This window comes from Peribacillus phoenicis (assembly GCF_047238085.1).
Lineage (GTDB): Bacteria > Bacillota > Bacilli > Bacillales > DSM-1321 > Peribacillus.
This window is the reverse complement of the sequence record NZ_JBDFMF010000008.1, coordinates 117,238-140,512: the sequence shown is the minus strand read 5'-3', so window position 1 is coordinate 140,512 and position 23,275 is coordinate 117,238. Positions and strand designations below refer to the sequence as shown.

Sequence of the window (23,275 nt, the reverse complement as noted above, 5' to 3'; positions counted from 1 at the left end):
TCATAGGTGAAGCTGCTGTTTCCGCGGGAATTGTCTCTGCACCTATGGTTATAGTCGTTGCGATTACAGGCGTCGCCTCTTTTACGATTCCACGGTATCCGGCAGCAATCGCGATGCGTATGCTTCGTTTTCCAATGATTCTGCTTGCCGGGACACTAGGGATGCTTGGAATTATGCTTGGGACCATCACAATAATTATCCACTTATGTACGCTTCATTCCTTTGGTGTACCGTATCTTAGACCAGTAGCTCCGTTAAAAAGTAGTGAGTTAGAGGATGTGCTTACACGTTCCCCATGGTGGAAGCTGAATCCAAGAACTCAATCAACAGGGGAATACAATAAATATCGACAATCCAATGGGCAGATGCCTGATCCGACTAGTAGGGGTAAAGAGTAGCAAATCTTTTATGTATTGAGGTGATACGGAATGATTGAAAAAGGAAGGATTAGCGCTTTGCAGATGGCCATCACGATCTATCCGACGATTATGGCAACGGCTATTCTCTTAGTGCCGGCCATTACGGGTAAATTCGCAAAACAAGACATGTGGTTATCGCCAATTTGGGCCTCTTTCGCGGGTTTTCTTTCTGTCTATATTGCACAACAATTGAATAGGCGCTATCCGGGGCAAACAGTCATCCAATATAGCGAGAGAATTTTAGGATGGATTCCAGGAAAAATTATCGGGTTTGTTTTCCTATTCTTTTATTTACATACAAATGGAATCGTATTAAGGGAGTACGGGGAATTTGTCGTTGGGAATTTTATGACAAAAACCCCAATGGTCGTTGTAATTGGAAGCATGGTACTAGTCTGTTCCTTTTCCATACACGGCGGACTTAAAGTAATAGCGAGAAGTGCAGAATTTCTTGTTCCGGTGGTTATTATATTGCTTCTAGTCATCGTTATATTACTTATCCCGGATTTAGAACCTAAGAATTTATATCCTGTCATGGAGAAAGGAATTATGCCTTCTCTGATGGGAGCTGTTGTTCCATCAAGTTGGTTTACCGAATTCTTTCTCATCTCTTTCTTACTCCCATTTTTAGATAAAAAAGAAAAAGGATTGAAATGGGGCATGATCTCGGTGTTTGCTGTGATGCTTACTATGGTGGTAACCAATTTGTTTTCTCTTTTTTTATTTGGCAACATTACAGCTACTTTTACTTATCCAGTCATGAGTGCTGCCCGGTATATAAACCTAGCCGATTTTCTCCAACACCTTGACTCTATAGTGATGGCGATTTAGGTCTCTGGTACGTTTATCAAAATTTCAGTCTTCTATTATGCCATTGTAATTGGTACTGCTCAATGGTTAAATTTATCTGATTACCGGCCAATCGTTTTTCCGCTTGGTTTCCTATTAGTTCTAGTCAGCATTTGGTCGGCCCCGAATTTACAGGAACTCACTCATTCATTGAGCACTACTTGGCCTTTTTATGCCATATTCATTCAAACGATTATACCAATTGTATTGTTGTTACTTGCTGTTCTGTGTAAAAAAACTTCTAAAAAGCCCAACTAATCAGCTGTGTGCCTGAAAGGGGAAAATGATGAATACTATTTCTTTAACGAAAGCAGTAAAACTAATGCTCACTTTTTCAATTTGTTCATCTACCCTCTTGCTTGCAGGCTGCTGGGATCGAGTAGAAATCAATAACATAGGAATTGTTTTGGCAGCAGGACTTGATAAAACAGCTGAGGATAAGATAGTGCTTTCTGTACAAATAGCTATTCCTGAAGCGATGGGAGGAGGACAAATGGGGGGTGGTCAAGGTGGAGGAGGTAAAACGATGATCGTTGAAAAAGCAACGGGTACTACAATTTTCGATGCCATGTCACTTCTTCAGGAAAAATTTTCCCGCCGTATTTTCTGGGGACATAACCAGGTAATCATCATAGGCGAAAAACTAGCTAAAGAAGGGATTCAGAAGCACATTGATTTTTTCGCACGTTCCCCAGATCCACCAATTAGGGCATATACATTTGTCACTGACGGTAAAGCCATAGATGTTTTGAAAGATAATCCTGATTTAGAGAAAAGTTCAGCAGAGTTTGCAAGAGACCTAGCAAACTTAAAAGTGGGAATGAGTGTAACCGTGAAAGACTTGTTGCAGATGTTAAGTAGCGAGGCGGGAGCGGCGGCACTTCCTTTGATAGAGGTAGGTCAGATAGGTGGTTTAAGTGTGAACGGGACGGCAGTTTTTAAAAAAGATAAAATGGTAGGGGTAATCGACGATAAAGTAACAAGGGGATTATTATGGGTAAGAAATGAAATCGAATTATCCGCCGTAACCGTTAAGCCAAAAGGTGCTAAAGACCATATTTCATTCAATCTCCTTCGTTCCCGTACGAAGCTAATTCCTAAAATTGAGAACGGAAACTGGAAAATGACGGTTAAAATTGTGACGGAAGATGATGTAGTGGATAACGAAACAAAATTAAATCTTATGAATCCAAGGATTGTGAAAAAGCTTGAAAGGCAATTAGAACAAGAAATTGAACAACGAATTCGAATAATGCTTGAACAACTTCAAAATGAGATGGAAACAGACATTTTGGGTTTTGCAGAGGCGTTTCACCGTCAATATCCAGATCAGTGGTCAAATGTAAAGGATCATTGGGGCGAGAAATTTCCAGAAATAGAGGTTGAAATCAAAAGTAAAGCTTATATAAGGAGACCAGGAATGTCTACTTCACCGCAAGGAGTACCGGAAAAAGAGGTGATAGGAAATTGAGGTGGGCATTTGTGTTCGGTATAACCGTAGTTGCTATTCTCATGACGCTATATGAATGGCAAAAAATGAATAAGAATCAGAAGAAGGAAAAAAGGGCCTTTGTGACATTGACCATGGCAGGATGGCTGCTAGCCGTCCTTCTCGTTTTCTTTCCGGATATGCCAGGACCTACTCACTTGATGGATATGATTTTTAAGCCCTTAGGCAAGCTTTTGGAAAAGTAATGTTAAAAGGGAGAAATAAATTTTGTTTGAAAGAGAGAATGGAAGCATATAAATGGACTACAAAAGTACCTGACTATCCAGAAATTCGAATGCTTGCTGTTGACAAGGACTGGAGAGGGAAGGGAATAGGGAGATCTTATAATGTAATCGAGCATCTGGAATGATATGCTCTCTTAAAAAGTGATTTATTTATATTGTTGGGGTTGAAATCTCGCTTCTTCAAAATTTATGGAACTTAATTCATCAGCATTTATTAGAATCAAACAAGCAATGCTACTTTGAGCAAAAATTTCCACCTGATCTCCAAACTAATGTAGTAATGTTGCTTCCAATTCTTTATCGCATCTAATGATTCCTAAAATATTTGTTTTTGAAAGCATATTCGCCCAGTTCAACAAGAGAATTGGATTGATTGACTGTCCGTCTTGGCTTTCTGCCGGCTGGTAGGTTAGTCGGCCTAAAGTTGTTTTACGATTCAGAGGCAAAGGGAAAAATAATAAAAAAGGAGCCAAAGCTCCTATCCATGATTTCGGGAGACACTAAGTGAGCTAAAGGGTGATAAGGATTCCACGTCCAGCTTAAGCTTCTACTATTCCATAAACCCTTCCACTAACTCATAACACCTCTCTTCTGTCACTCGTGCTTGTGTACTGACATATTCTAATGATGCCATCGTTCCACCTTCAAATTTCAAGGAATTCTCTTTTGCGACTTCATCTCGGTAGGTTAACCATTTACGTTGTTCTTCTCTTAAACTCTCGAATTTACTAGTGGACAGTTGGTTCTCAAGCGCCCCATAGATTTCATTTAATGCAGTATCCCACCTTTTGAAGGTTTCCCCCTTAGCCTGGGTCATTTCGACTTGTGTTCCAGTTTCTAATGCTTTATCAAATTCCGTTAAACCTTTTTGGATATTATTAAGTTTTTTCAAATATTTTTCCCTTTCACCTGCTGCTTTGTCGCTTTCCACTTTTACCGGCTCTGCTTTTTCTTTGTCCGTATTCGTGACTTCTTCCTTACCTGCAGTCACTTCACTATTCACAATTTCTGCATTGTCGATTGATTTTTTTTCTGTATCCACATCTTCTGCCTTTTCACTTATAGCGATGTTATTTTTCGGTATTTCTTCTATATTCACAGCTTCTTCCTTCTCACTTGCATTCGTACCGCTTTCCGCTGCTACTTCTTTTTTTGAGTTCATATCTTCTTTTTTATCCGTATCTTCTTCTCTGCCCAAATCTTCTTCTTTGCCCGTAGCTTTTTCTTTGTCCGTATCTTTTTCTTTATTTGCGGCCAATTCACTTTCCGCCTGATTGATATATTGTTCTGCTTCAACTTTTATTCCTTTTGCTAGTGTATCTCCTTTTAGAAGGTTCTTTGCTTTCGTTACAGCAACTTTCCAATCAGTACCGTCAATGGCTTCTTTCACTTGATTTAAAGCTTTGATATTTTCATACAGTGTTCTTGCCTCTTTATCTTCCGGCTTTTCCTCTAATGCTAATTCGAGAGACTTTAACGCTTTTTCATATTCCCCGTTTTCTATCTCTGAAGTTGCGTCTTTCATCGCGTTCGCATAGGCGCTAGTGCCACATCCCGCTAATAACAGAAAGATGGCGAACATTAATACTGCTAATTTCTTCATATATATTCCTCCCCATGTCTTTCCTTTTAGACCAATTCCTTTTCCATCCCATTCAATGGTAAGCGGACCATGACCGTCGTTCCCCTCCCATACTCACTTTGCACTTCTATCGTTCCCCCATGCTTCATCACAATATTTCGGGTAATGGCTAATCCAAGCCCTGTCCCCACTGATTTTTCATCCACTTTGTAAAAGGAATCCAATATATAATTTAATTTATCCTGCTGGACCCCAATGCCTTGATCTAGGATCTTCAGGACCACCATATCTCCCTGTAAGTATTGAAATATTTGAATGTCACTCCCACTTTTAGAAAACTTGATGGCGTTATCCAATAGATTGATTAACACTTGTCTGATCTTGTCGCCGTCCGCATTGATTAAAACAGGCATACACTCTAGCTTGATCTGTACGTTTTTCTCGGAAGCCTTTTTCTGGAGCTGGAATGAAACTTCCTTAATGAGCGTATCGAATTCCACCACGGTTCGAACAAATGTGACGCGGTTTGACTCATACCTGGAGAAGTCCAATAGGTCTTCGACTAGATTCATTAGGCGTTCCGATTCACTGTTAATCATCTGCAAGCCAAATTCTGTTTCTTCTTTCGACAAGCCATCCGGTAACCGCATTGTCTCGGCCCATCCCTTTATCCCCGTCAAAGGCGTACGAAGCTCATGGGAAATCGAAGAGATGAAATCATTTTTCATTCGTTCCGTTTTCACAATTTCTTCCGCCATATAATTCAGAGTTCTGGCCATTTCCCCAATTTCATAAGGGAAATCTTCTTTGATCCTTTGTTCGAAATGACCCTTTGACATTTCTTCTGTAACATGAATAATTTCATTGACCGGTTTTACAATGGAATCAGTCAGGTGAAGGCTAATAAGAAAGACAATGAGTGCAACACCTAAGCTAATCAATAATCCGTATTCAAGCAGACTTGTAATGACCTCCTGGACCAACGTCAACGAAGAGACATAACGGAGGATTCCCACGATTTGTCCATCTAAGATCAAAGGTGTGTAGACGGCCAAAACACTCTGTCCTAGTTCCTCTTTCTTGTAGATGGTTTTATATGAAAAGACATCAGGATCTAATTTGTAGCTTTGTTCTTCGTAGTAGCCTGTGGACGATTGTATAAGTTCACCATCCACATTTAATAGCTGCAATTCCGCTCCGTCATATTGATAGTTTTTAATCACCAGGTCGCTGTAATCCTCAAGACTCCCATAATGGAGTTCATTTCCCTTTTCCCAAAAAGGATCAACGGCTTTGACATGGTTTTGAAACGTATTGGCTATTCCTTGGTAATAGTATTTTGTCAACGCGACCCCAAACACCGCCATGACTAAGCTTAATGTCAAGATGATGATGATTGTGAAATAAAGGATGACTTTACGTTTCATGGTCTAACTCTTCCATAGATATCCATGTCCCCACTCTGTACATAAATAGAGAGGGGAAGAGGGATTGGACTCAATTTTCTGACGAATGCGTCGAATATTGACGTCGACTACTTTTAAATCGCCTACATAATTTTCTCCCCATACTTCATCTAACAACTCGTCCCTAGTATAGACCCGGTTCGGGTGAAACATTAAAAAATGGAGGATTGAGTATTCAGTTGGGGTGAGTTTGATCTCTTTTCCTGAGCAGACAAAGTTTTTGTTTCTTGAATCTAACTGAAACGGACCGGATACAAGCTGTTCAGTGTTTTCCAATGAAACTTGGTCGTTTAGGTTGATTCTCCGCAAGAGCGAGAACATTCTGGCTTCCAACTCCACCATACTGAAGGGCTTGAACAAGTAGTCATCGGCTCCTAACACTAGTCCCTCCACCTTGTCCTTCTCTTGCGTTCTTGCTGTCAGCATAATGATGCCCACCGTCTGATTTACCTTCCGGATCTCTTGACAGACTTCAAACCCGTCCATCCCCGGAAGCATGAGATCAAGTAAGACGATATCGAATGCTTCGCTTTGGAAGTACGCCAATGCCTCTTCTCCGGTTTCCGCTTCCCTGACATCATATCCTCTCTTTTTCAAATTCAAGCAGACAAAGCTGCGTATGGATAGCTCATCTTCAACAACAAGGATTCTATTCATTTTCTCCCTCCTTAAAACTCATTTTCTAGCAAATGGAACTGGTCAAAAGGAAAAGATTCCATTTCCTTACTATCCGTATAAAAAGTGGTATTCTTGGTTTCCTTCAAAACTATTTTTGAGGAATTTATGGATTCTTTATTGGCCCATTTCACCTCAAACACTAGCTGGTGGTTCGAAACCGATAATAATTGAATGCCATTCTTGATTTTTTTCACGGTAACTTTCCCATACCAGGCAGGAGGAATCTCTATGTAAAACCTACGTACGCGGTCGGTCAATCGTTCCTCAATCTTTTTTGAAGCTCCATCTATCGCATAAGTGGAGTAAAATTCGATAAAGGGGATGTCCCCGAAGGCAGCATCTTCCCAACCTTTTGGGATATACATCCCTCCCACTTCCGTTATTCCGTCTTGATTGATATCTTTGCTATACAGCATGTAATCTTTATAGGATTCATTCCCAACTGTCACGAATTCTCCATCATGATAGGCTACGATTTCCGTTAGCATGGAATGAACGCCAATTGTACTATCGATAAATAAAGCCCTTTTCCCATCTCTTAATTTCCCACTGACGATCTTCTCATGAAAGGCAAACGCATCTAGGCTTACGGCTGAGCGAGGCTTTAATGTTCCTTTTTCATAGTCCAGGAACTCTGCATTGAACCATTCTCTTCTTTCCCCAACGATAAGCAGGACATCCTTTTTTTCATCTCCATCGTAGTCGGCAATGTCTATTGCGTCGTAACTTCGATTGATGACGTTCTTTAATTCTGTCCTGTCCCATTGATAAATGAAGAGCTGCTTCTCCGTTTCGAATTCAGAGATTCCTAACCCAATGACCACTTCCTTTACTCCATCTTTATCCAGATCTTGAAGCCCAAAATAATCGAGCGTGTGATAGTCCGTTTCTATATTTGTAATCTCCGACCACTTCTCACCCTTTTCCTGGAGAACCAGTAAATGCACTTGTTTGCTTCCCTTTAAACTTTTGTATAGAATACATGCTTCTTGCTTTCCATCATTGTTGATATCTTCCAGATAAATGGACTGTTTCCTCACGCCTTGTTTTGGTGTCATAAACTCTGTACTGGATGGTAAAAGTTGATTTAATGTATTATTTAATGCAATTTGTTGCACATCTTGTGGATGAGGGGATTCAATTAACTCATTGGGAGATTTTCCAATGTCACAACCCGATAATAAAATTCCAACTGCAATATACATGCCTAACTTCCCTTTCCCTCTGTAATCCACGTATTACACTCCTATCTTCTAACCCCATGATTTTAAACAGAACTTTCGTTTGAACCACCTCATTATATAAATCCTTCTCTATGAAAGAGTTACAAAAAAGTTACAATATGAATTTATCAAACTTTGTAAGAAAAGATCACTTAAGTATTACTCTAGTGACCTTTATTGTCACCAGACGAGGTTTAGGAGATTTTTTTGTTAAGCTATCAGTCCTAAAGTTTACCACAACGCTAGCATACTATTAAAGAAGCCACGGAAAATTGAAGCTTTAGTCAACCATTTTTCCACTTCGTATTCTGTAACTTTTTTGTAACTACTTTACTAGTACCCCCTGTATATAATGGCGAAGTAGATAAGGAGCATCATCAAACAATAGTAGGAAAATAAAAAAAAGCAGGTGGAGAAATGTGCGGATTTGTAGGATGTTTATATAATGAGTCTAATACTCAGAATAAATTAAAAGAAGAAAAAATAGTGGAAATGAATGAAACCATCATGCATAGAGGCCCCGATGATGAAGGCTATTACTTCAATGAATATGTGAACTTTGGTTTTAGAAGATTAAGTATAATAGATGTTCCTAATGGCAGTCAGCCTCTTTCTTATGAAAATGATAGATATTGGATTGTATTTAATGGAGAAATATATAATTATGTCGAACTTAAAGCAGAATTGATTGACTGCGGACACACCTTCAACACGGATACCGATACCGAAGTGATCCTTGCACTTTATAGCCGAATAAAAGAGGAAACGGCTGGAAAATTACGCGGCATGTTTTCCTTTGTCATCTGGGACAAGCAAGAAGAGAGACTGTATGGGGCAAGGGATCAGTTTGGCATTAAGCCCTTCTTTTATAGTGAACAAAAGGATATAACTTATTTCGCTTCTGAAAAGAAATCATTATTAAAGGCTCTTGAAGACGACGAGTTGGATATTATTTCCTTGCAGCAGTTTCTAAGTTTTCAATACGTACCGGAGCCGAATACACTTACCAAGTCGATAAAAAAACTATCCCCTGGTCATTATTTCACGCAAAAGCCTGGAGAAAAGATGAAGATCCTCCCTTATTGGCAGCCTAAATTCCAGCCATCTCACCTGGAAGATTCCAAGCTGATAGAAGGAATTCAGGATGCATTAATCGAATCTGTAAATGTTCACATGAGAAGTGACGTACCTATTGGGGCCTTCCTTTCTGGAGGAATTGATTCGTCCTTTATCGTTTCTCTAGCTAAAGAATTGAATCCAAAGATTAAAACCTTTTCAGTTGGCTTTGAAAATAAAGGATACAGTGAAATTGATGTTGCCAAAGAAACCGCACATGTGCTGGATGTAGAAAATATATCCTATCTAATCAGTCCAGAAGAATTTAAAAAGGAGTTACCTAGAATCATTTGGCATATGGATGATCCACTAGCGGATCCTGCTGCCGTTCCTTTGTATTTCCTGTCCAGGGAAGCAAGAAAGCATGTGAAGGTCGCTCTTTCCGGAGAAGGAGCAGACGAATTATTTGGGGGATATAATATATATAGGGAACCCCAGTCATTACAGCCATTTTCCTATATACCGTCTCCCTTAAAAGCGCTATTAAAGGTTCTTGCTAATGGAATCCCTGATGGGGTCAGAGGTAAAAGCTTTATTGAGAGGGGCACCACACCCCTTCAAAAACGGTATATCGGCAATGCTAATATTTTTAATGAAAAAGAAAAGGAACTTTTATTGGTTCATTATCTATCTCAAGCAGGAAACGAAAAAGTAACGAATCTTCTATACTCAGATTCCATACTCTATGATGATGTCACAAAAATGCAATACATTGATGTTCAAACCTGGCTGAAGGGAGACATCTTATTAAAAGCAGATAAAATGTCGATGGCTAATTCGTTAGAAGTAAGAGTGCCTTTCCTGGACAAACATGTTTTTAATGTTGCCTCTAAACTAACCAGCCGACAAAAAATAAGAAATGGTCAAACTAAGTTCCTTCTACGGGAAGCAGCAAAGGGGATCGTTCCAAGACACGTATGGAATAGAAAGAAACTCGGTTTTCCAGTGCCTATTCGACACTGGCTGAGAAATGAGCTTTATGACTGGGCTATTCAGTTAATCCACGAGAGCCAAACAGATTACCTATTTAACAAGGAAAAAGTCCTTACATTACTTGCTGATCATGTTATGGAAAAGAGAGATAACAGTCGAAAGCTATGGTCCATCTTCACATTCATGATTTGGCATCAAATTTATGTAGAGAAAATATATCAGTTTGATAACTATATAGAATGCAAAGAAAAACGGACCCTTATGACAACTTAAAAGGAACGAGCTTCATTCTTACTAGAATTTTGCTAATTTTTAAACAAAACAAGGAATCAACCATGCTATCGATAGGAGAATTGCTGGTTCCTTGTTAGCCTACCTGAAACCTACTTATTCAAGGGCCAAAATATAGTCCGTCTAAAAGATGTGGGTTTATTAGACATACTTATCCAAAAACGGTCAAAATCGCACGGTAAAAGAAACTGATTTAAAGTAAAACCCTGCTCCTAATATAACTATGCATATTTCCCAATGTTTTTAATGGTGCAATCATCATTGCAGGCTTTTCTATGACAGCCTCACTTTTTTCAGTTACCATTTTACTTGTGACATTAGCTAAAGACGAGGATGCGATATGCTTCTCACCAAAACCACCACAACTTAAATGGAAGTTGTGGTGGTTTTGGTTAATCCCGGAATAAGTTCATAGAAAATTTATAAATAAATAAAAACAATTAGAGCTTATTTTCACTGGGGATTAGTAGGTTCTGAGTAAATTCAACAATCTCCTCTAGCTAATATTTGATAATAGGTCTTTCGAAAGAATCATAAGTGGTGCCTTCAAATGAAAGGCAAGGGTATGTTCCATGAAGGTTATGTGTATGGAGAAACGAAAGTCCTAACAGATGTAAATCAACTTGATTTTGAGACTACTGGAAAGACCGAAATTAGTAGAGGATGGAAGGATCTCTTTAATATTCCAATGAGCGATGAAAAAGAGTCGAAGATTGACGACACACAAGCCCTTCCAAGGCTCCAAAAAGATGAAAACGTAGAAGGGAGATGAAAGAAGGCGTTACAAGCCCTCCTAAACCTTATACAGAGGGACAACTCATTCCAATGATGAAAACATGCGGAAAAACCGTTGAGAATGAAGAAGAAATTTAAATTCTAAAAAAGATAGAGGGTCTTGATACAGAAGCAACCCGAAGTGGCATCATTGGCAGTCATTTAAAAACAGGAAAGCAAACTTATCCTTTGGTCGTTGATATTCAATTTTAAACAGGAGAATTTGCGAATAGAAATATAAACTTTGCTCCATATCTGAAACCGAGAGCTATGGTATTAATGCATTGATTTTGTGCAAAAATGCTTCACTTACTATTAATTTTTCTTCCACTAAACTGCCCCGATAGTTCAATAAGAAAAAGCTGCCTTAAAGAAAGCTCCTATCTTCAGCTAACGCACCCGTTAGTTCATTAAGACTTTTCGTAGAGTTGACACAAACTGTGACGTTAGATAATCCCTGAAATTACGTATTGTTTTTACTTTTAGTTACGAAACGAATAATGATAATGAATATAAATATCGTTACACCGAGCAAAAAAATCGGAAAGAACGCTGTATTGATGAAATGTCTATATATCCATGTATCATACATTAAATTCACCTCAGTTTTTATAAAAGTCCATACTTTATAAAGAGAAAACTACCTGCGACATAAAAGAGAAATACAAATATGTAAATTAAAAAAACTATTATCAGGATAGGGAGTCGTTTTATATTTTTCATCATTTTAATATTTTGGCTCTTACAATTGATGGTTATTCAAGAAACGAACTAATAGCTGACAGTACGAATAAACCAGGACACAAAAAAGTAACTATCCCGGCCAAAGATAGTTACTGATCCGAAAGGAAATATAAAATGTTCTAATTAAAGTATATGTTAGCAAAGGACAGGAGGTTCCGATAATTTAATGTCTATTCCAATAAACCATGACACAAAAAAAGCAACTATTCTAGGATAAAAAATAGTTGCTACTCTCCGAAAAGATAAAAGGATAAACCACATTATAAGTATATGTTGGCGAAGGACAGGTGGTTCCGATTAATAATTTTATGCCCCAATCCGAATACACTGTGCTTGTAGAACTATCCTGCCCCTGCTACATAAGAAAAAGCGATCCTTCTTATTGAAGAAACGCCACCTTTTAGCTGAACAAAGTTACGTTTTATAATTCAGCTTAATTTTTGCCCAACGAAAACCCATTAAACAACTTTCCACCATATGGTTCCAAGACCTTATTAACTAATTGCACAACTTTATTTTTGTCTTATATAAAACATCAAAGGCTTCAACAAAATGCTCAGCGAATTTCTGGTCATATTGTTTTAATGAACGTACTATCCATTTAGAAGTACCAATCCATTGAAGGTTTGTTCTTAAATAAAATTCGCTAACAAGTTCAGCTAATGTGTTAGCAATAAATATTTCTTCATCTCTATTTGTACAGCCTATTAAATCGTCTAGTGCATCAGTTATAAAATAACGCTTTGTTTTAATGGTTTCATCTGACCATTTCATTGGACCCTGCTCTAATACTCCTTTTGCCTCTTTTTTTATGGATTCCATTATTCTGTCATCTTTTAAAATAATTCCTTCTGAAACCATTCTGGGCATAGAAGGTCTTGCTCTTTCGTAATCACTTTCAAAAAAATGCTAATACGAGGTTAGATTATTTACAAAAACCTCTATAGCCCAACTAAAGGCAATTAATGACTCTCTGTAAGGTGAACTAAGGTTTTTATCAAAAACAACAATATCAAGGTCCGATGTTTCTGTTGCTTCACCTCGAACGACACTCCCAGCTAATAGAGCTCCTTGGCAATTTGGAAAATGCTTAAAGATAAACTATTGTGCTGCTTCAATTGGGGTTAACCTCTTAAAATCCTCCATTATCTTCACCTCTGAAGACGAATTTTCAGATACTATTTATTCATTTCGATTTTAAGACGAAGATACCTCTAAAGAGATGATCCTTCATCAATCGTTAGTTCATTACTGTTTTTTCCATAACCCACCTGAACAAGGAATAAAGCCACAAGTTTCATAAAAGATTTTATGTTTGGGATCATACGTTAAGGTAACAATTTCTAAACCATACCGTCCAGACTCTCTTAATAATTCTCTTACTAACTCCACACCAATTCCCATTTTTTGATAATCAGGATGAACAATAATGTCTTCCATATAACCATGTTCTAATCCCGTGCCTGCAACATAACCAAATGCTATAAGTTTATTATTTTCGTTTCTTACTCCAGCCCAAAAGTTACATCGTTTAAATAAGGTTGGAAAATCTTTGTCTCGTCTTCCCCATCCAACAAGTTCTCTTAATTCAGGTATTTCATGATTCAATATTGGCATGTTTATTATGACTTTATAATTCATAGTTCCCCTTTTCCTCATCTAAATTAGAATTCAAGGTACTAAATTCTATAGGATGAAGTCTAATTCCTTGTTGAACTAAACTGCCCCTTTAGTTGCATAACAAAAAGGTTGCTTCAGCAACCTCCCTTATTGAAGTAAGTAAAGTACCTGTTAGTTCAAGAATTATAAGCTCTTTTTATCGTGCCTTTGATGGCTTTTTTGCCATAATGAACGATAAAATTGCAAAACAAATTAAAAAGACAGAGAGAATCCCATAAGCCGCCCCTTCAAACCCCCTTATGTTTACGTAACCAATGTAAAATAGAATAATAGCAGCTATAACTGTTAAGACTCCTGGTACAATTCGCACAAATAGGGGAAGGTTTATTTTTTTAAACCACCACGTAACTAACAATATAATTACTCCAATCACAATAGCTACAAGAAATGGTACAAAAATCATTATTTGCCTCACCACCTTTTTATTGAATTAATGAAGTTTAATAAATGCTCTTTTAATCATTACTTTATATGTCTATTTAACTTTAGCATAACCACTGATAAATTGGGTGATGTTTCCATTTTATTGTTGGACAATCCTGCCCCGTTAGTGCCATAAGAAAAAGGCTGCCTCAGCAACCCCTGTTATTGAGCTAAAGCACCCGTTAGTTTAAGTACAGTCCTTCACAATCTGCTTCTTTTATCAACCCAAAAACATTGCAAAAATTAGTAAAACCTATTTCTATTTATTGCTTAATTTAGTTTATTAGATATGTTTTCCATAATATCAACGCTCATTGAACCACTATAATTATTCTGAACAAGTCCTTTACTGTCAATAAAAAAGGTAGTAGGAATATTAAATACTGGATAAAGTTCATTTACCTTATTCTTTGAGTCAAGAAGAATTGGGAATGTAATATGATTTTTTTTGACAAAACCTTTGACATCTGAATAAGTATCGATATTGACTGCCAAAATCACAACATCTTTACCCTGTTTTTTGTGAAATTTTTCGATTTCTGGCATTTCAACCTTGCAAGGTTTACACCAGGTTGCCCAAAAGTTCAGTATTACCTTTTTCCCTTTAAACTCAGAAAGTGTTACTGTTTCTCCAGATAGTGTCTTTAATTCAAAATCAGGGGCGATGGAACCCATTTTAAAACTCCTAAAATTGGCTGTTTCTTGACTCGTATTTTCGGGTTCTATCTTGTTTTCCATTGCTTTGACAATCGCTACTGTAAATAAAGTAATTAACAGAACTGCTGCAATCACTTTTTTCATCGTTAAGAACCCTCCTAATGGAATTAACGTTTAATTCAATTAAAACCCTGTAAAGCCTCTAAATATGTTATTTGTTAGAAATGAAGTAATAATAGTCATCCAATCAAAAAATAGAACAAAGCCCATAATAATTGTTAAATATCCACCAAATTGGACTATACTTCGATTGTATTTTTTGATCCACGCCGACCTGCCAATAAAGAATGACATAATAAAGAACGGAATAGAAAACCCAAGTATATAAGCAGTCATATATAATAAGCCCTGACCAGTATATAAACCAAGGGACATAACAGCACCTAATATTGGTCCTATGCAAGGAGTCCAGCCAGCTGCATATCCTAGTCCGATTAAAACAGATCCTAAATAACCTGATGGACGATTTTTAAATGATATTTTCTTATCAACCATCAAGAATTTTAGTTTTAAAAAACCTACAATAATCAAACCGAAAAATATTATTAAAATTGCAGCTAATTGCCTAATTAAGTCACTATACTGATAAAAAAGGCTATAAAGATAGGTTGTCGATAACCCTAAAACCACAAAAATAATAGAAAAACCAACCAAAAAGAATAAGGTATGTAGCATTGCTTTTTGATTAAATTTCTTTTTTTCATCTTTTAAGTCAGTAACTGAAACACCAGTAATATACGATAAAAATGCAGGATATAAGGGCAGACAACACGGTGATATAAAGGATAAAACTCCTGCACCAAAAGCAATAAAAACATTCAAGGAACTCATTTTTTTCTCCTAATCCTTTTTATCCTTATTTTAACACTTATGGTTAAATAACGTTATTCATTTAATGATGTCGTGTTAAACTAACCTGCCCCTTTAGTTTAAGTACATTTTTTCACAATCTCAATAGTGTAGAGCCTTTTTAGACACAATCCAATCACCTACAAAATAGAGGTCATAATGTCCATATGACTTGTACCGGAATGCTTATCGTTGTAAATACGCATTATCCTGATGCTCCCCCTATATAAGGTAATGAAGGTAGGTTGCTACTTATATCTAACTGATACAGCTGATACAGATAAGCTATTGATATGTATAGAGGTCCTTGGTGGTGCTCAGAGGTACAGTGATGGTGAATCATATGTTCTATCATTATGCTTCAATGAGTGAACCAGCAGTGACTGTGAGGTGCAGTCTGTTGTGTATCCCTACCAATGATAGATGATATGTCTAATGCGTTATGTCGTTATGCTTATGATGGTTGATGTATCATGCTATGAGTAAGCAAGGAGCATGACGTTATGATGATAGGTAGTTCAATCGATGATGGATACAACATAGAGAGCACAAGAAGAGAAGCATATCAAGCAGGTCAAGGTAAACAATGTTTACCCTCCATTGATAGAAGATTCAGTTACAAATCCGCAGGGATCCAAATGAGTTCGAGGAAAGACTTAAAGGTACGCCCTACCACTTTCATAAAAAATCACTTTTTTACCTATAATAACGTGTGAAGTGTCGTTCACACTACAGGACCCAAAACGCGGCTTGACCGTGAACTTTAAAAATCTAATCTTTACATTTTCAAAGGAAAAAACATATAAAAATATGTTATATTATGGAACAACAAAGAAGGAGGAATTGTTCAATGAAATACCATTATAATTTTATAATTGATGGAAAGCTCATCGAAGTTGAGGAAAGAAATTATGAACGTGCTGAGCAGCGTGCTAAAGAAATTCTGGCAGAAATGAATCAAATAAAAACCAAAAAATAAAAGTCTAATCGAGACTAAAAATCTTGGTTAGACTTTTATTTTTGCTTTTTTTAATTTCCCCCTGCTTCTATGGAGAATTTCACGAGTTTTTCTTTCATTTACAGGATTTTGTTCAATGATGAGTATACATCAGGGGTCACTGTTGCTACCTTAAAATTAGGTAATCATTATTCTGTTGGTGATTATGGGTTGAAAATCAGATATTGTGATGTAGGAGGAACAAAAGGTACTGTTTGGACAAGTGTAGATGCTTCATGTGAAGTTTCTGATTCAAAAGCTGAAAAAGTAGGTTATGATATGAATGCTGTAGGAACTTATAAATAAATGGTAAACTTAATAATGGCTATATAGTTCTTACTAGTTATCTCCAACTTACTTCTTTAAAGAAAACTAGTAAAGTTGCTCGTGTTTATCAAAGATACACATATAGAGATTAAATTTTTTTATGGGGTTGAATTAAAATGAATGTATCGTCTTCTTATTTTATATTTGGTTTAATAAACATGATTTTAATGATTGGAGCTATACCAGCTATCATATACGCTTTATATTTATTACGAAAAATTTCAAAAAAATAAAGTAAAAAAGGAAGAGGGACTTTTGTAGTTCCTCTTCCTTTTTTGTGCCTTTGTTTCTTCAGCAAATTACATTAAGAAAAATTTCAAAACATTTCCTATTATTGTAATTTTATTTCCGTAATCCCCCAACAAACAAGGTGTTAAAGGTACTTCGTAAAACGTATCAATGACGGTAAATTGAGAGCTCGTGTCGATGCTAATGATGCAGGTGTTACAGCATCTGCTATTACTAGTTGGTTCACTACTGTATATAACAAAGTAATATCTATGGGCTACCTTCGGGTAGATCTCTTTTTATTTGTCTTAATGAACTAATGCACCCGTTAGTTCATTAAGAAAATCAACAACATCCTTTAACAGAGGCATTCTTATAAAAGATTTTTACAGGTCCTTGGATTCTTCTTCTGCCAGAATCTCTCTCTTTTTCGTCACGGACCATAGTGTCTGTCCGATCACCATCGTAATCGCAAACATCACCGCGTAAAAACTACGTTGGTCTTCGTAGTAGTGCAGGTAATGGCCTTGCAAGGAATTCACCAGGCTTAACACCAATTCTCCTAGAAAATAATACACCAGGAACGAACCCAATACCTTGCATGCTGAGAACATGATTTTTCCCATTATGTCATCCCCCTTACGTTGGAATAAAAAGAACTCTTTGCCATTTTCACTATATTCCCTATAATACCTTTTATTAGAAAAAAAGAAGGGAGCTCTCCTTGTTCTTGAAAACTAACGAAAAATAATGTGATAGAGAATAAAATTACGATTTTATAATAGGAGGTGTCCAAGTTAATTCTATATCTGTGAAATAATCAACCGTGAGTATAATAAAATAGTAATTGTCTAAGATAGCCATTTTTATCATATCGCAAACGGGTCTTCTTCAACTAACCTGCCCCGAAAAGATGACAGGGTATCTTGTTGGAACCTAGGCAGTCCATGGCCGGGGGAATTCATTTTCCTTTTTTAAAGGAATCGAAATCATATTAAAGAAACTAATTTTAGATCTAGAACATTTGAAAGACATTAGCTAAAACTGAACAGGGATTTATGGTGTGAAGGTATTAAGTAATTCTGTTCGAAATATCGGAGGGAATTCACACCAGAATGTAGAATAGGTGAATTAAGAGTGATATCAGTGTGAAGGGAATGTGAATCATGAAAATTAAGGAAATATTGGACGACCTATTGATAACAGGAAATACCATAGCCAAGATTGCAAAAGAGAAAGTTCGTATTGGTGAGAAGAAGTTAAAAGAAGCTTTACACAATGCTGGATACGAGTATCGAAACTCTGGTCAAAAGGGCTGGTACTATATAGGTGAAGGGGAAGAACCTCTTTATACATCAGTGTTTGAGTTCATCAAATCAAATAATAGTCACCCTAAGGTGAAACAGATTACACCTATACGTGCATTCAACGTGAATCAAAGTTCACACGACACGAAAAAGGGTTCACATCCTATTCCCCTCAATGTGAATAGCGCACGAACTCAAGATAAAAGTTCGATTCACACGGAATTCACACCAGAAGAAAGAGCGATTCTTAGAGATTTAATAAGAGGATATGTTCTTAACGACCAGCAAGATAGTCATAACGATGACTTGTATCAAAGGGTAGTGACTTTAGAAAAAGGCAAAAAGGTACGGAAGACGATTGTCATAAATGAGGAGGTTGGTGCTTTGCTGGATAGCTTCGCAGACCAACAGAAATTCAATAAATCCGATCTTATTGAAATTGCTATCCTCGATTTGGTTAAAAAGTACAAATAAAAGCCCTTCTCCAATACATGCTGCTACTTTCTTAGAATACTTGGGGCATCGATGGTTTTCTTTTTCTTTATTCTACCTGATTTCAATAGAATTAGAAAAAGACAGCCGGGGATGGCTGCCTTTTCGGGTGAGGGAGGGAAGTAAAGATAGGTAAAGAAATTACTCGTGAGGTTCTAAAAAAGAACGGAAAAGGACCATATAACCAGAGAATAATAAAAGAAGAACTATTGAAAATCAAGTTTCTTTTTTATGTTTTTCGTATATTTATGTTATAATGTGGAATATATAAAAAAGACGAGATGCACTAACATCTCGCCTTAGTAACCAATCCAAAGTGGGTCGGTTGCTCCTAAATTTTGCGCTTTTTAGAAGGCCGCCCGTGCTTTTTGGACAGAGAACGGGTGGTTTTCTTTTGGACTTTTTTAGCAGGAAGCAAGCTAAATAAATAAACAACTGTCGAATTGGCAACTGTTTTAGCCACTTCCACTAGTACGTCTTTTAGAATATCCATTGCGGTCACCTCCCTTCACTCTTAGATATAAGAGATAGGGTTAGGGCAACCTCCCACCCGGCCAGTTACATACGGTAATTATACCATATTTATGTAGAAACGAGGCGGATGTTTGCTAAAACTTACATAATAATGGTTCATATACACACACATACTAATTCAATTACCAAGTCTCTAATAATATGAAATGTAGGTGTAAATGTAATAGGAAAACTCAAACAAACTTTTTTTAATGTCCAGTTAATTGACCAATGAACTCAACATCATCAACCTTCCATCCTTGCTCTTTCACAAAAATGAGCGAAGTTTTAACGATAACCGTGTCGGTTGCAGCCACATTGTTAAATTCCGTAGTGAGTTTAAATTCATTAAAAAATTCAGCTTCCGTTTTAGAGGTCTGATATTCAAATGGCTTCAGGCCCACCATGGACGACTTCACCGATTCTTCCGAATCTGGAAGTTCTGTTCCGGAAGGATGGGTCGCTTTGAATCCTTGATCGGTCATGAATGGTTCAACTTTTTTATACCGTTCGGCAGTAGTTTGATAGGTGAAAAAACTCTCCAGAAACTGGCGGTTCACCTTTAAAGCATCCGTGTTTTGGATGGAGGATAGGGACTGAATCTGCTCTTCATAGTTCCCCTGGTTGGCTCTGACTTCCTGTAGCTGTGAACGCAAACTGAAAACGTACATAATAATCAAAGCAGCAATGATGAATACTATCATTAAAAGCAAGGAATTTTTCTTTTGGGTTGGCTCCATGCCCTGCACCTCCATTTCTAGATCCGTCTAAAACCTAGGAAGGGATATAAGTTTTTCCATTCTTCAACGGACGAATAAGAAGTTCCACCACTGCTATTGGCATTGATAAATTGACCATTCCCCACATACATGCCAACGTGCGAAGCCCCTGGCTTATAGGTGGAGAAAAAAACGAAGTCACCCGGCTTTATATGTTCCTCTGAAACCGGCTTTGTTTTGTTGTACTGCGATTGAGCTGTCCCGTACATATCCACGCCGACCTGTGCAAAAGCATATTCCAACAGCCCACTGCAGTCAAACCCTCCTGCTGCTGGTGTCCTGCCTCCCCATACATAGGGTCTGCCGAGGTACTGTTTCATGATGTTATGAACTTCCTCTACATCAAAAGATTGCGAACCGTCCCCCATGACAACCACGCTTCCATTTCCAACCTTGTAATATTGCATGACATGGTCCACATAATTCACATCACCGTAACGGCCCCACCCTTCCCTAGCAGCCATCCTATGACTAAACTGGGTGGCTACTTCCTTGGAATAGCCTCCACGCTCCAATGCGTATCGGATAAATCCATCTCCAAAGTTGTAACTTTGCAAAGCTAGGTTTACATCACCTTTGGCTTGCTTCATCACTTCTGCAAAATTTTTCACGCCTACCTGAATGGAATACTCCGGGTCGGTAATGGCACCGGGTGGGAGCCCGATTGATTCGGAAGATTGCATCACATCCAATTCACGTCCACCTGATTCCTGTTGAATCATGGCTAGGATAATATTTACATATTCGCCAACTCCATTTTGTTCCGCATATTTCCGGATTAACGGCTCGTATCGCATGACTTCAGAAGACACCTGCGCTGTTCCCCCTTCCCCTTCAGACATACCTGATTCAAGCTGGTTCTCACCGCCCAAGCTGATTGAAGTGAACAAGGCAAATCCGAAGAGCGATGTAAGGAGGAGAAGGATGCCTGCAATGATCCAAGATAAAGGGTTTTTGAGAATGGCAATGGTTCCTGCGGCCTTTGCACCTTTCTTTAAAACGCCTTGCATAGGAACTCCTTTCTAAAAAGAGATTCTGACAAAACAATGAGTGTGTATGTTCACAAACATACCAGTCATGATAACTACTCACTTCTCTCAAATTTTCATTTTCGATCCTTTTTGGTCTCCTTGGCTTTGGGTTTCCTGCCCTCCGAACGTTTGACGGATACGGAAGGTGATAATTTAGCTTTTCTAGCATCAATCTTCTTTTGGATTTCCCATTGCGTTAGGTGTTTGACTGGTTCTCTTGAAGCTGCTGCTTCTTGTTTGCTTTCCATTTTTGTGGCTGGATTACGATGCGGAGAAGTTTGCTTTACAGGCTCATGTAATCCCTCTGTCCGTTGACTGGAAAGCTTAGGTTGTTCTGCCTTTCTAGTTGAATTGGGCGGGTTCGCACCCGGCTTCCTGGCTCCCGAAACTGTACGTTCAGAACTTCGTGAAGGGTGTCCACTAACTGGTCTCTATGCCTGTTGCCCCTTCACCCTTTTCACTTTTATAATCCTTTAAATCCACAATGGCTGCTCCTGCATTTCGTGAAGCTGATCGGTTGGCCATTCCTGTATTCAAACCCCTTGTTGTATGGATTGACCCTTTTCCGATTGCTTGTTGCCCTAGATTTCTCCCTACACCTGGTTTTTGAGGTGTATTCTCGCCAACCACTTTTCGGTGTTCTGACCTTCCACTGTTTACTATGGGTGGATGCGTAAAGGTCTTTCGGCCTGTACCTTCTTTTTTCGACTGATATTCTTCTAGACGCTTTTTATTTTGATGGCTTCTATAAGCTTTGGCGACCATTCTTTTGGCTCCCTTGAATCCTGTTTCACCAGCATCCCCCATCTTATCAAGTGTATTGGTTGTTGCTCTCTCGACAACTTGCTGACCTTGAATCATACCACCAGAAGCAACCTCAAAGATTTCGGAACGGTATTTGAACCACCCCCAAATGGTCATGCAGATAAGAAAGACAACAAAGACATACCCTTCTACACCATTCGTCACTTTTACTGATTCGTAAAGCAAGGTGACAAGTCCAGTAATGACGGCAATCAACAGGACTAATCCTGCTTTCAAAAGTAATACGCCCACAAGCTTCTTCCCGTGATTTAAGGCAGTTTCACTATAAGAAGGGATGACGGAAAGAACTAATGGAATGGCTGTGAAAATGACTAAAGCCAGGAACCATACCTGAAGCAAAAACTTAAAGATCCCTAATAACAAGATTGGAATGCTGAGTGCAATGGTGGAGAGAATTGTGACAATCAAGTATCCGAACCGTTCACCACTAAAACTGGCAGACATTTGTTTGTTATCAAAGTTGGAAACCTCATCACTGACAATAATCTTTCTTTGCTCTTTGCCTTCTTCAGTATGAGGCTTGATTTCCAAAAGTTTATTTACCCGGTTTGGATCCTCGTTTATTACATCAGATACTTTCGTTGAACCATAATTCAAGAGTAAATATGGACGCTTCACCATTAAGTTAAATAGTTGATTTTCCAACACCGCAGCTCCTTCTTTGGAATCATAGGCAGCGTTGCTGTCAAACTCATCAGAACTGACCAAAACGTTTGCAGAGCTTGCAATCCCTTCGAGCTCCGCCCCCCGATCATTCAGCCATTTAATGTTTCCCGTTGCATCTGAATAAAACCAAAAAGTAATAACCATGATAGACATGGCACCAAGGATTGATTTCACCGCATGGCCGACTTGTTGATTGACAAGGTAACGCCAGGCAGCTGTTCCCCCAACTAAAATGACAAACAAGGATAAAAACGTTCCAGACATGATCTCATAGATTCGTTTGCTCATAATTCCAGCTTCATCCACAATGCTGCTAATTAAATCAAAGGACATCAGCTGGTTAACTGAATATAAAGTAAAACTGGCAATCGTTTTATTAAATCCCCACATTCCTTGATTAATGGCATGTAACGCATTATCGCCAGCTTCCGTAATACCGTCACCGATATCTGCTTCCATCTGATAATGATAGAGAGGATATTCCTTACTTTCCAAAGTCACACGGCCCACTGTTTCCTCTTTTTTCGGAACAGTAGGGGCCGCATCTTCTGCATTGGACGACGTTGGCAGGAGAAGAACCAACAGCACTAAACAAAAGCCTAAGCCTTGTTTAAGGGTTTGCATCCAATCCC

Annotated in this window: 24 protein-coding genes and 2 pseudogenes; 12 read left to right on the top strand and 14 right to left on the bottom strand. The window is 38.1% G+C overall.

Translation table 11 applies throughout. The features are described from left to right. The 5 genes from ABC374_RS28760 to ABC374_RS28740 form a co-directional block, all read left to right on the top strand. On the top strand, nt 1–398 hold a 398-nt coding region (locus ABC374_RS28760; protein ID WP_413020731.1), incomplete at its 5' end, for a spore germination protein. Between the two features lie 30 nt (nt 399–428). Further along, entirely contained in the window at nt 429–1,250 is an 822-nt protein-coding gene (locus ABC374_RS28755; protein ID WP_413020730.1) for a GerAB/ArcD/ProY family transporter, read from the top strand. A 301-nt stretch (nt 1,251–1,551) separates the two neighbouring features. Then, entirely contained in the window at nt 1,552–2,739 is a 1,188-nt protein-coding gene (locus ABC374_RS28750; RefSeq protein WP_413020728.1) for a Ger(x)C family spore germination protein, read from the top strand. A gap of 11 nt (nt 2,740–2,750) precedes the next feature. Next, nucleotides 2,751–2,963 carry a hypothetical protein gene (locus tag ABC374_RS28745; protein ID WP_413020727.1) on the top strand — a complete coding sequence of 71 codons (213 nt, stop codon included), beginning with the start codon at nt 2,751–2,753 and terminating at the stop codon, nt 2,961–2,963. 26 nt (nt 2,964–2,989) lie between these two features. Then, nucleotides 2,990–3,127, top strand: coding sequence for a GNAT family N-acetyltransferase (locus ABC374_RS28740; RefSeq protein ID WP_413020726.1), 138 nt, complete (start codon nt 2,990–2,992; stop codon nt 3,125–3,127). A gap of 425 nt (nt 3,128–3,552) precedes the next feature. Here ABC374_RS28740 and ABC374_RS28735 read toward each other — a convergent pair whose 3' ends face one another. From ABC374_RS28735 to ABC374_RS28720, 4 genes are read right to left on the bottom strand one after another with little or no spacing between them, the layout of a single operon-like run. Beyond that, complete coding sequence (locus ABC374_RS28735; RefSeq protein WP_336866922.1) at nt 3,553–4,605, bottom strand: lysozyme inhibitor LprI family protein; 1,053 nt, start codon at nt 4,603–4,605, stop codon at nt 3,553–3,555. 26 nt (nt 4,606–4,631) lie between these two features. After that, entirely contained in the window at nt 4,632–6,011 is a 1,380-nt protein-coding gene (locus ABC374_RS28730) for a sensor histidine kinase (protein WP_336866924.1), read from the bottom strand. 3 nt (nt 6,012–6,014) lie between these two features. Then, on the bottom strand, nt 6,015–6,707 hold the full coding sequence (locus ABC374_RS28725; protein ID WP_413020724.1) for a response regulator transcription factor: 693 nt from the start codon (nt 6,705–6,707) through the stop codon (nt 6,015–6,017). An 11-nt stretch (nt 6,708–6,718) separates the two neighbouring features. Continuing rightward, a complete protein-coding gene (locus ABC374_RS28720) occupies nt 6,719–7,963 on the bottom strand; it encodes a VCBS repeat-containing protein (RefSeq protein ID WP_336866928.1) in 1,245 nt (414 codons plus the stop codon). Between the two features lie 405 nt (nt 7,964–8,368). Between ABC374_RS28720 and asnB the strand changes: the two genes are divergently transcribed. The 3 genes and pseudogenes from asnB (at nt 8,369) to ABC374_RS28705 (ending at nt 11,063) form a co-directional block, all read left to right on the top strand. Beyond that, nucleotides 8,369–10,273, top strand: a complete 1,905-nt coding sequence (asnB, locus tag ABC374_RS28715; protein ID WP_413020723.1) for an asparagine synthase (glutamine-hydrolyzing) — start codon at nt 8,369–8,371, stop codon at nt 10,271–10,273. Nucleotides 10,274–10,512: 239 nt separating this feature from the next. Further along, nucleotides 10,513–10,668: pseudogene (locus ABC374_RS28710) on the top strand (amino acid permease); the annotation flags it as partial. Nucleotides 10,669–10,841: 173 nt separating this feature from the next. Further along, entirely contained in the window at nt 10,842–11,063 is a 222-nt protein-coding gene (locus ABC374_RS28705; RefSeq protein ID WP_413020722.1) for a hypothetical protein, read from the top strand. A 1,179-nt stretch (nt 11,064–12,242) separates the two neighbouring features. Here the strand turns inward: ABC374_RS28705 and ABC374_RS28700 are convergent. The 5 genes and pseudogenes from ABC374_RS28700 to ABC374_RS28680 form a co-directional block, all read right to left on the bottom strand. Further along, a pseudogene (locus ABC374_RS28700) lies at nt 12,243–12,907 on the bottom strand (nucleotidyltransferase domain-containing protein). Nucleotides 12,908–13,057: 150 nt separating this feature from the next. Then, nucleotides 13,058–13,450, bottom strand: coding sequence for a GNAT family N-acetyltransferase (locus ABC374_RS28695; protein ID WP_375564217.1), 393 nt, complete (start codon nt 13,448–13,450; stop codon nt 13,058–13,060). 175 nt (nt 13,451–13,625) lie between these two features. Continuing rightward, entirely contained in the window at nt 13,626–13,892 is a 267-nt protein-coding gene (locus tag ABC374_RS28690) for a YesK family protein (protein WP_413020721.1), read from the bottom strand. 290 nt (nt 13,893–14,182) lie between these two features. Then, nucleotides 14,183–14,713, bottom strand: coding sequence for a peroxiredoxin family protein (locus ABC374_RS28685; protein ID WP_411835240.1), 531 nt, complete (start codon nt 14,711–14,713; stop codon nt 14,183–14,185). A gap of 39 nt (nt 14,714–14,752) precedes the next feature. Continuing rightward, on the bottom strand, nt 14,753–15,460 hold the full coding sequence (locus ABC374_RS28680; RefSeq protein WP_413020719.1) for a cytochrome c biogenesis CcdA family protein: 708 nt from the start codon (nt 15,458–15,460) through the stop codon (nt 14,753–14,755). Nucleotides 15,461–15,981: 521 nt separating this feature from the next. Here ABC374_RS28680 and ABC374_RS28675 point away from each other — a divergent pair. The 3 genes from ABC374_RS28675 to ABC374_RS28665 all read left to right on the top strand — a co-directional run bounded on the left by ABC374_RS28675 (nt 15,982) and on the right by ABC374_RS28665 (nt 16,781). Beyond that, nucleotides 15,982–16,194: a hypothetical protein gene (locus ABC374_RS28675; RefSeq protein ID WP_127776913.1), complete on the top strand. Its 213-nt coding sequence runs from the start codon at nt 15,982–15,984 to the stop codon at nt 16,192–16,194. Nucleotides 16,195–16,328: 134 nt separating this feature from the next. Then, nucleotides 16,329–16,457 carry a hypothetical protein gene (locus ABC374_RS28670; protein ID WP_413020718.1) on the top strand — a complete coding sequence of 43 codons (129 nt, stop codon included), beginning with the start codon at nt 16,329–16,331 and terminating at the stop codon, nt 16,455–16,457. A 108-nt stretch (nt 16,458–16,565) separates the two neighbouring features. Continuing rightward, entirely contained in the window at nt 16,566–16,781 is a 216-nt protein-coding gene (locus ABC374_RS28665) for a hypothetical protein (protein ID WP_413020717.1), read from the top strand. A gap of 635 nt (nt 16,782–17,416) precedes the next feature. Here the strand turns inward: ABC374_RS28665 and ABC374_RS28660 are convergent. Beyond that, nucleotides 17,417–17,656 carry a hypothetical protein gene (locus ABC374_RS28660; protein WP_413020716.1) on the bottom strand — a complete coding sequence of 80 codons (240 nt, stop codon included), beginning with the start codon at nt 17,654–17,656 and terminating at the stop codon, nt 17,417–17,419. A gap of 540 nt (nt 17,657–18,196) precedes the next feature. Here ABC374_RS28660 and ABC374_RS28655 point away from each other — a divergent pair. Further along, nucleotides 18,197–18,811 (top strand): hypothetical protein, encoded by a 615-nt coding sequence (locus ABC374_RS28655; protein ID WP_413020715.1) that lies wholly within the window; start codon nt 18,197–18,199, stop codon nt 18,809–18,811. Nucleotides 18,812–19,160: 349 nt separating this feature from the next. Here ABC374_RS28655 and ABC374_RS28650 read toward each other — a convergent pair whose 3' ends face one another. The 4 genes from ABC374_RS28650 to ABC374_RS28635 all read right to left on the bottom strand — a co-directional run bounded on the left by ABC374_RS28650 (nt 19,161) and on the right by ABC374_RS28635 (nt 23,267). Then, a complete protein-coding gene (locus ABC374_RS28650) occupies nt 19,161–19,322 on the bottom strand; it encodes a hypothetical protein (protein WP_413020714.1) in 162 nt (53 codons plus the stop codon). Nucleotides 19,323–19,551: 229 nt separating this feature from the next. Continuing rightward, on the bottom strand, nt 19,552–20,082 hold the full coding sequence (locus ABC374_RS28645; RefSeq protein WP_413020712.1) for a hypothetical protein: 531 nt from the start codon (nt 20,080–20,082) through the stop codon (nt 19,552–19,554). Nucleotides 20,083–20,099: 17 nt separating this feature from the next. Beyond that, entirely contained in the window at nt 20,100–21,131 is a 1,032-nt protein-coding gene (locus tag ABC374_RS28640) for a bifunctional lytic transglycosylase/C40 family peptidase (RefSeq protein ID WP_413020711.1), read from the bottom strand. Nucleotides 21,132–21,572: 441 nt separating this feature from the next. Beyond that, nucleotides 21,573–23,267 (bottom strand): CD3337/EF1877 family mobilome membrane protein, encoded by a 1,695-nt coding sequence (locus ABC374_RS28635; RefSeq protein WP_413020710.1) that lies wholly within the window; start codon nt 23,265–23,267, stop codon nt 21,573–21,575. Nucleotides 23,268–23,275 lie beyond the last annotated feature (8 nt).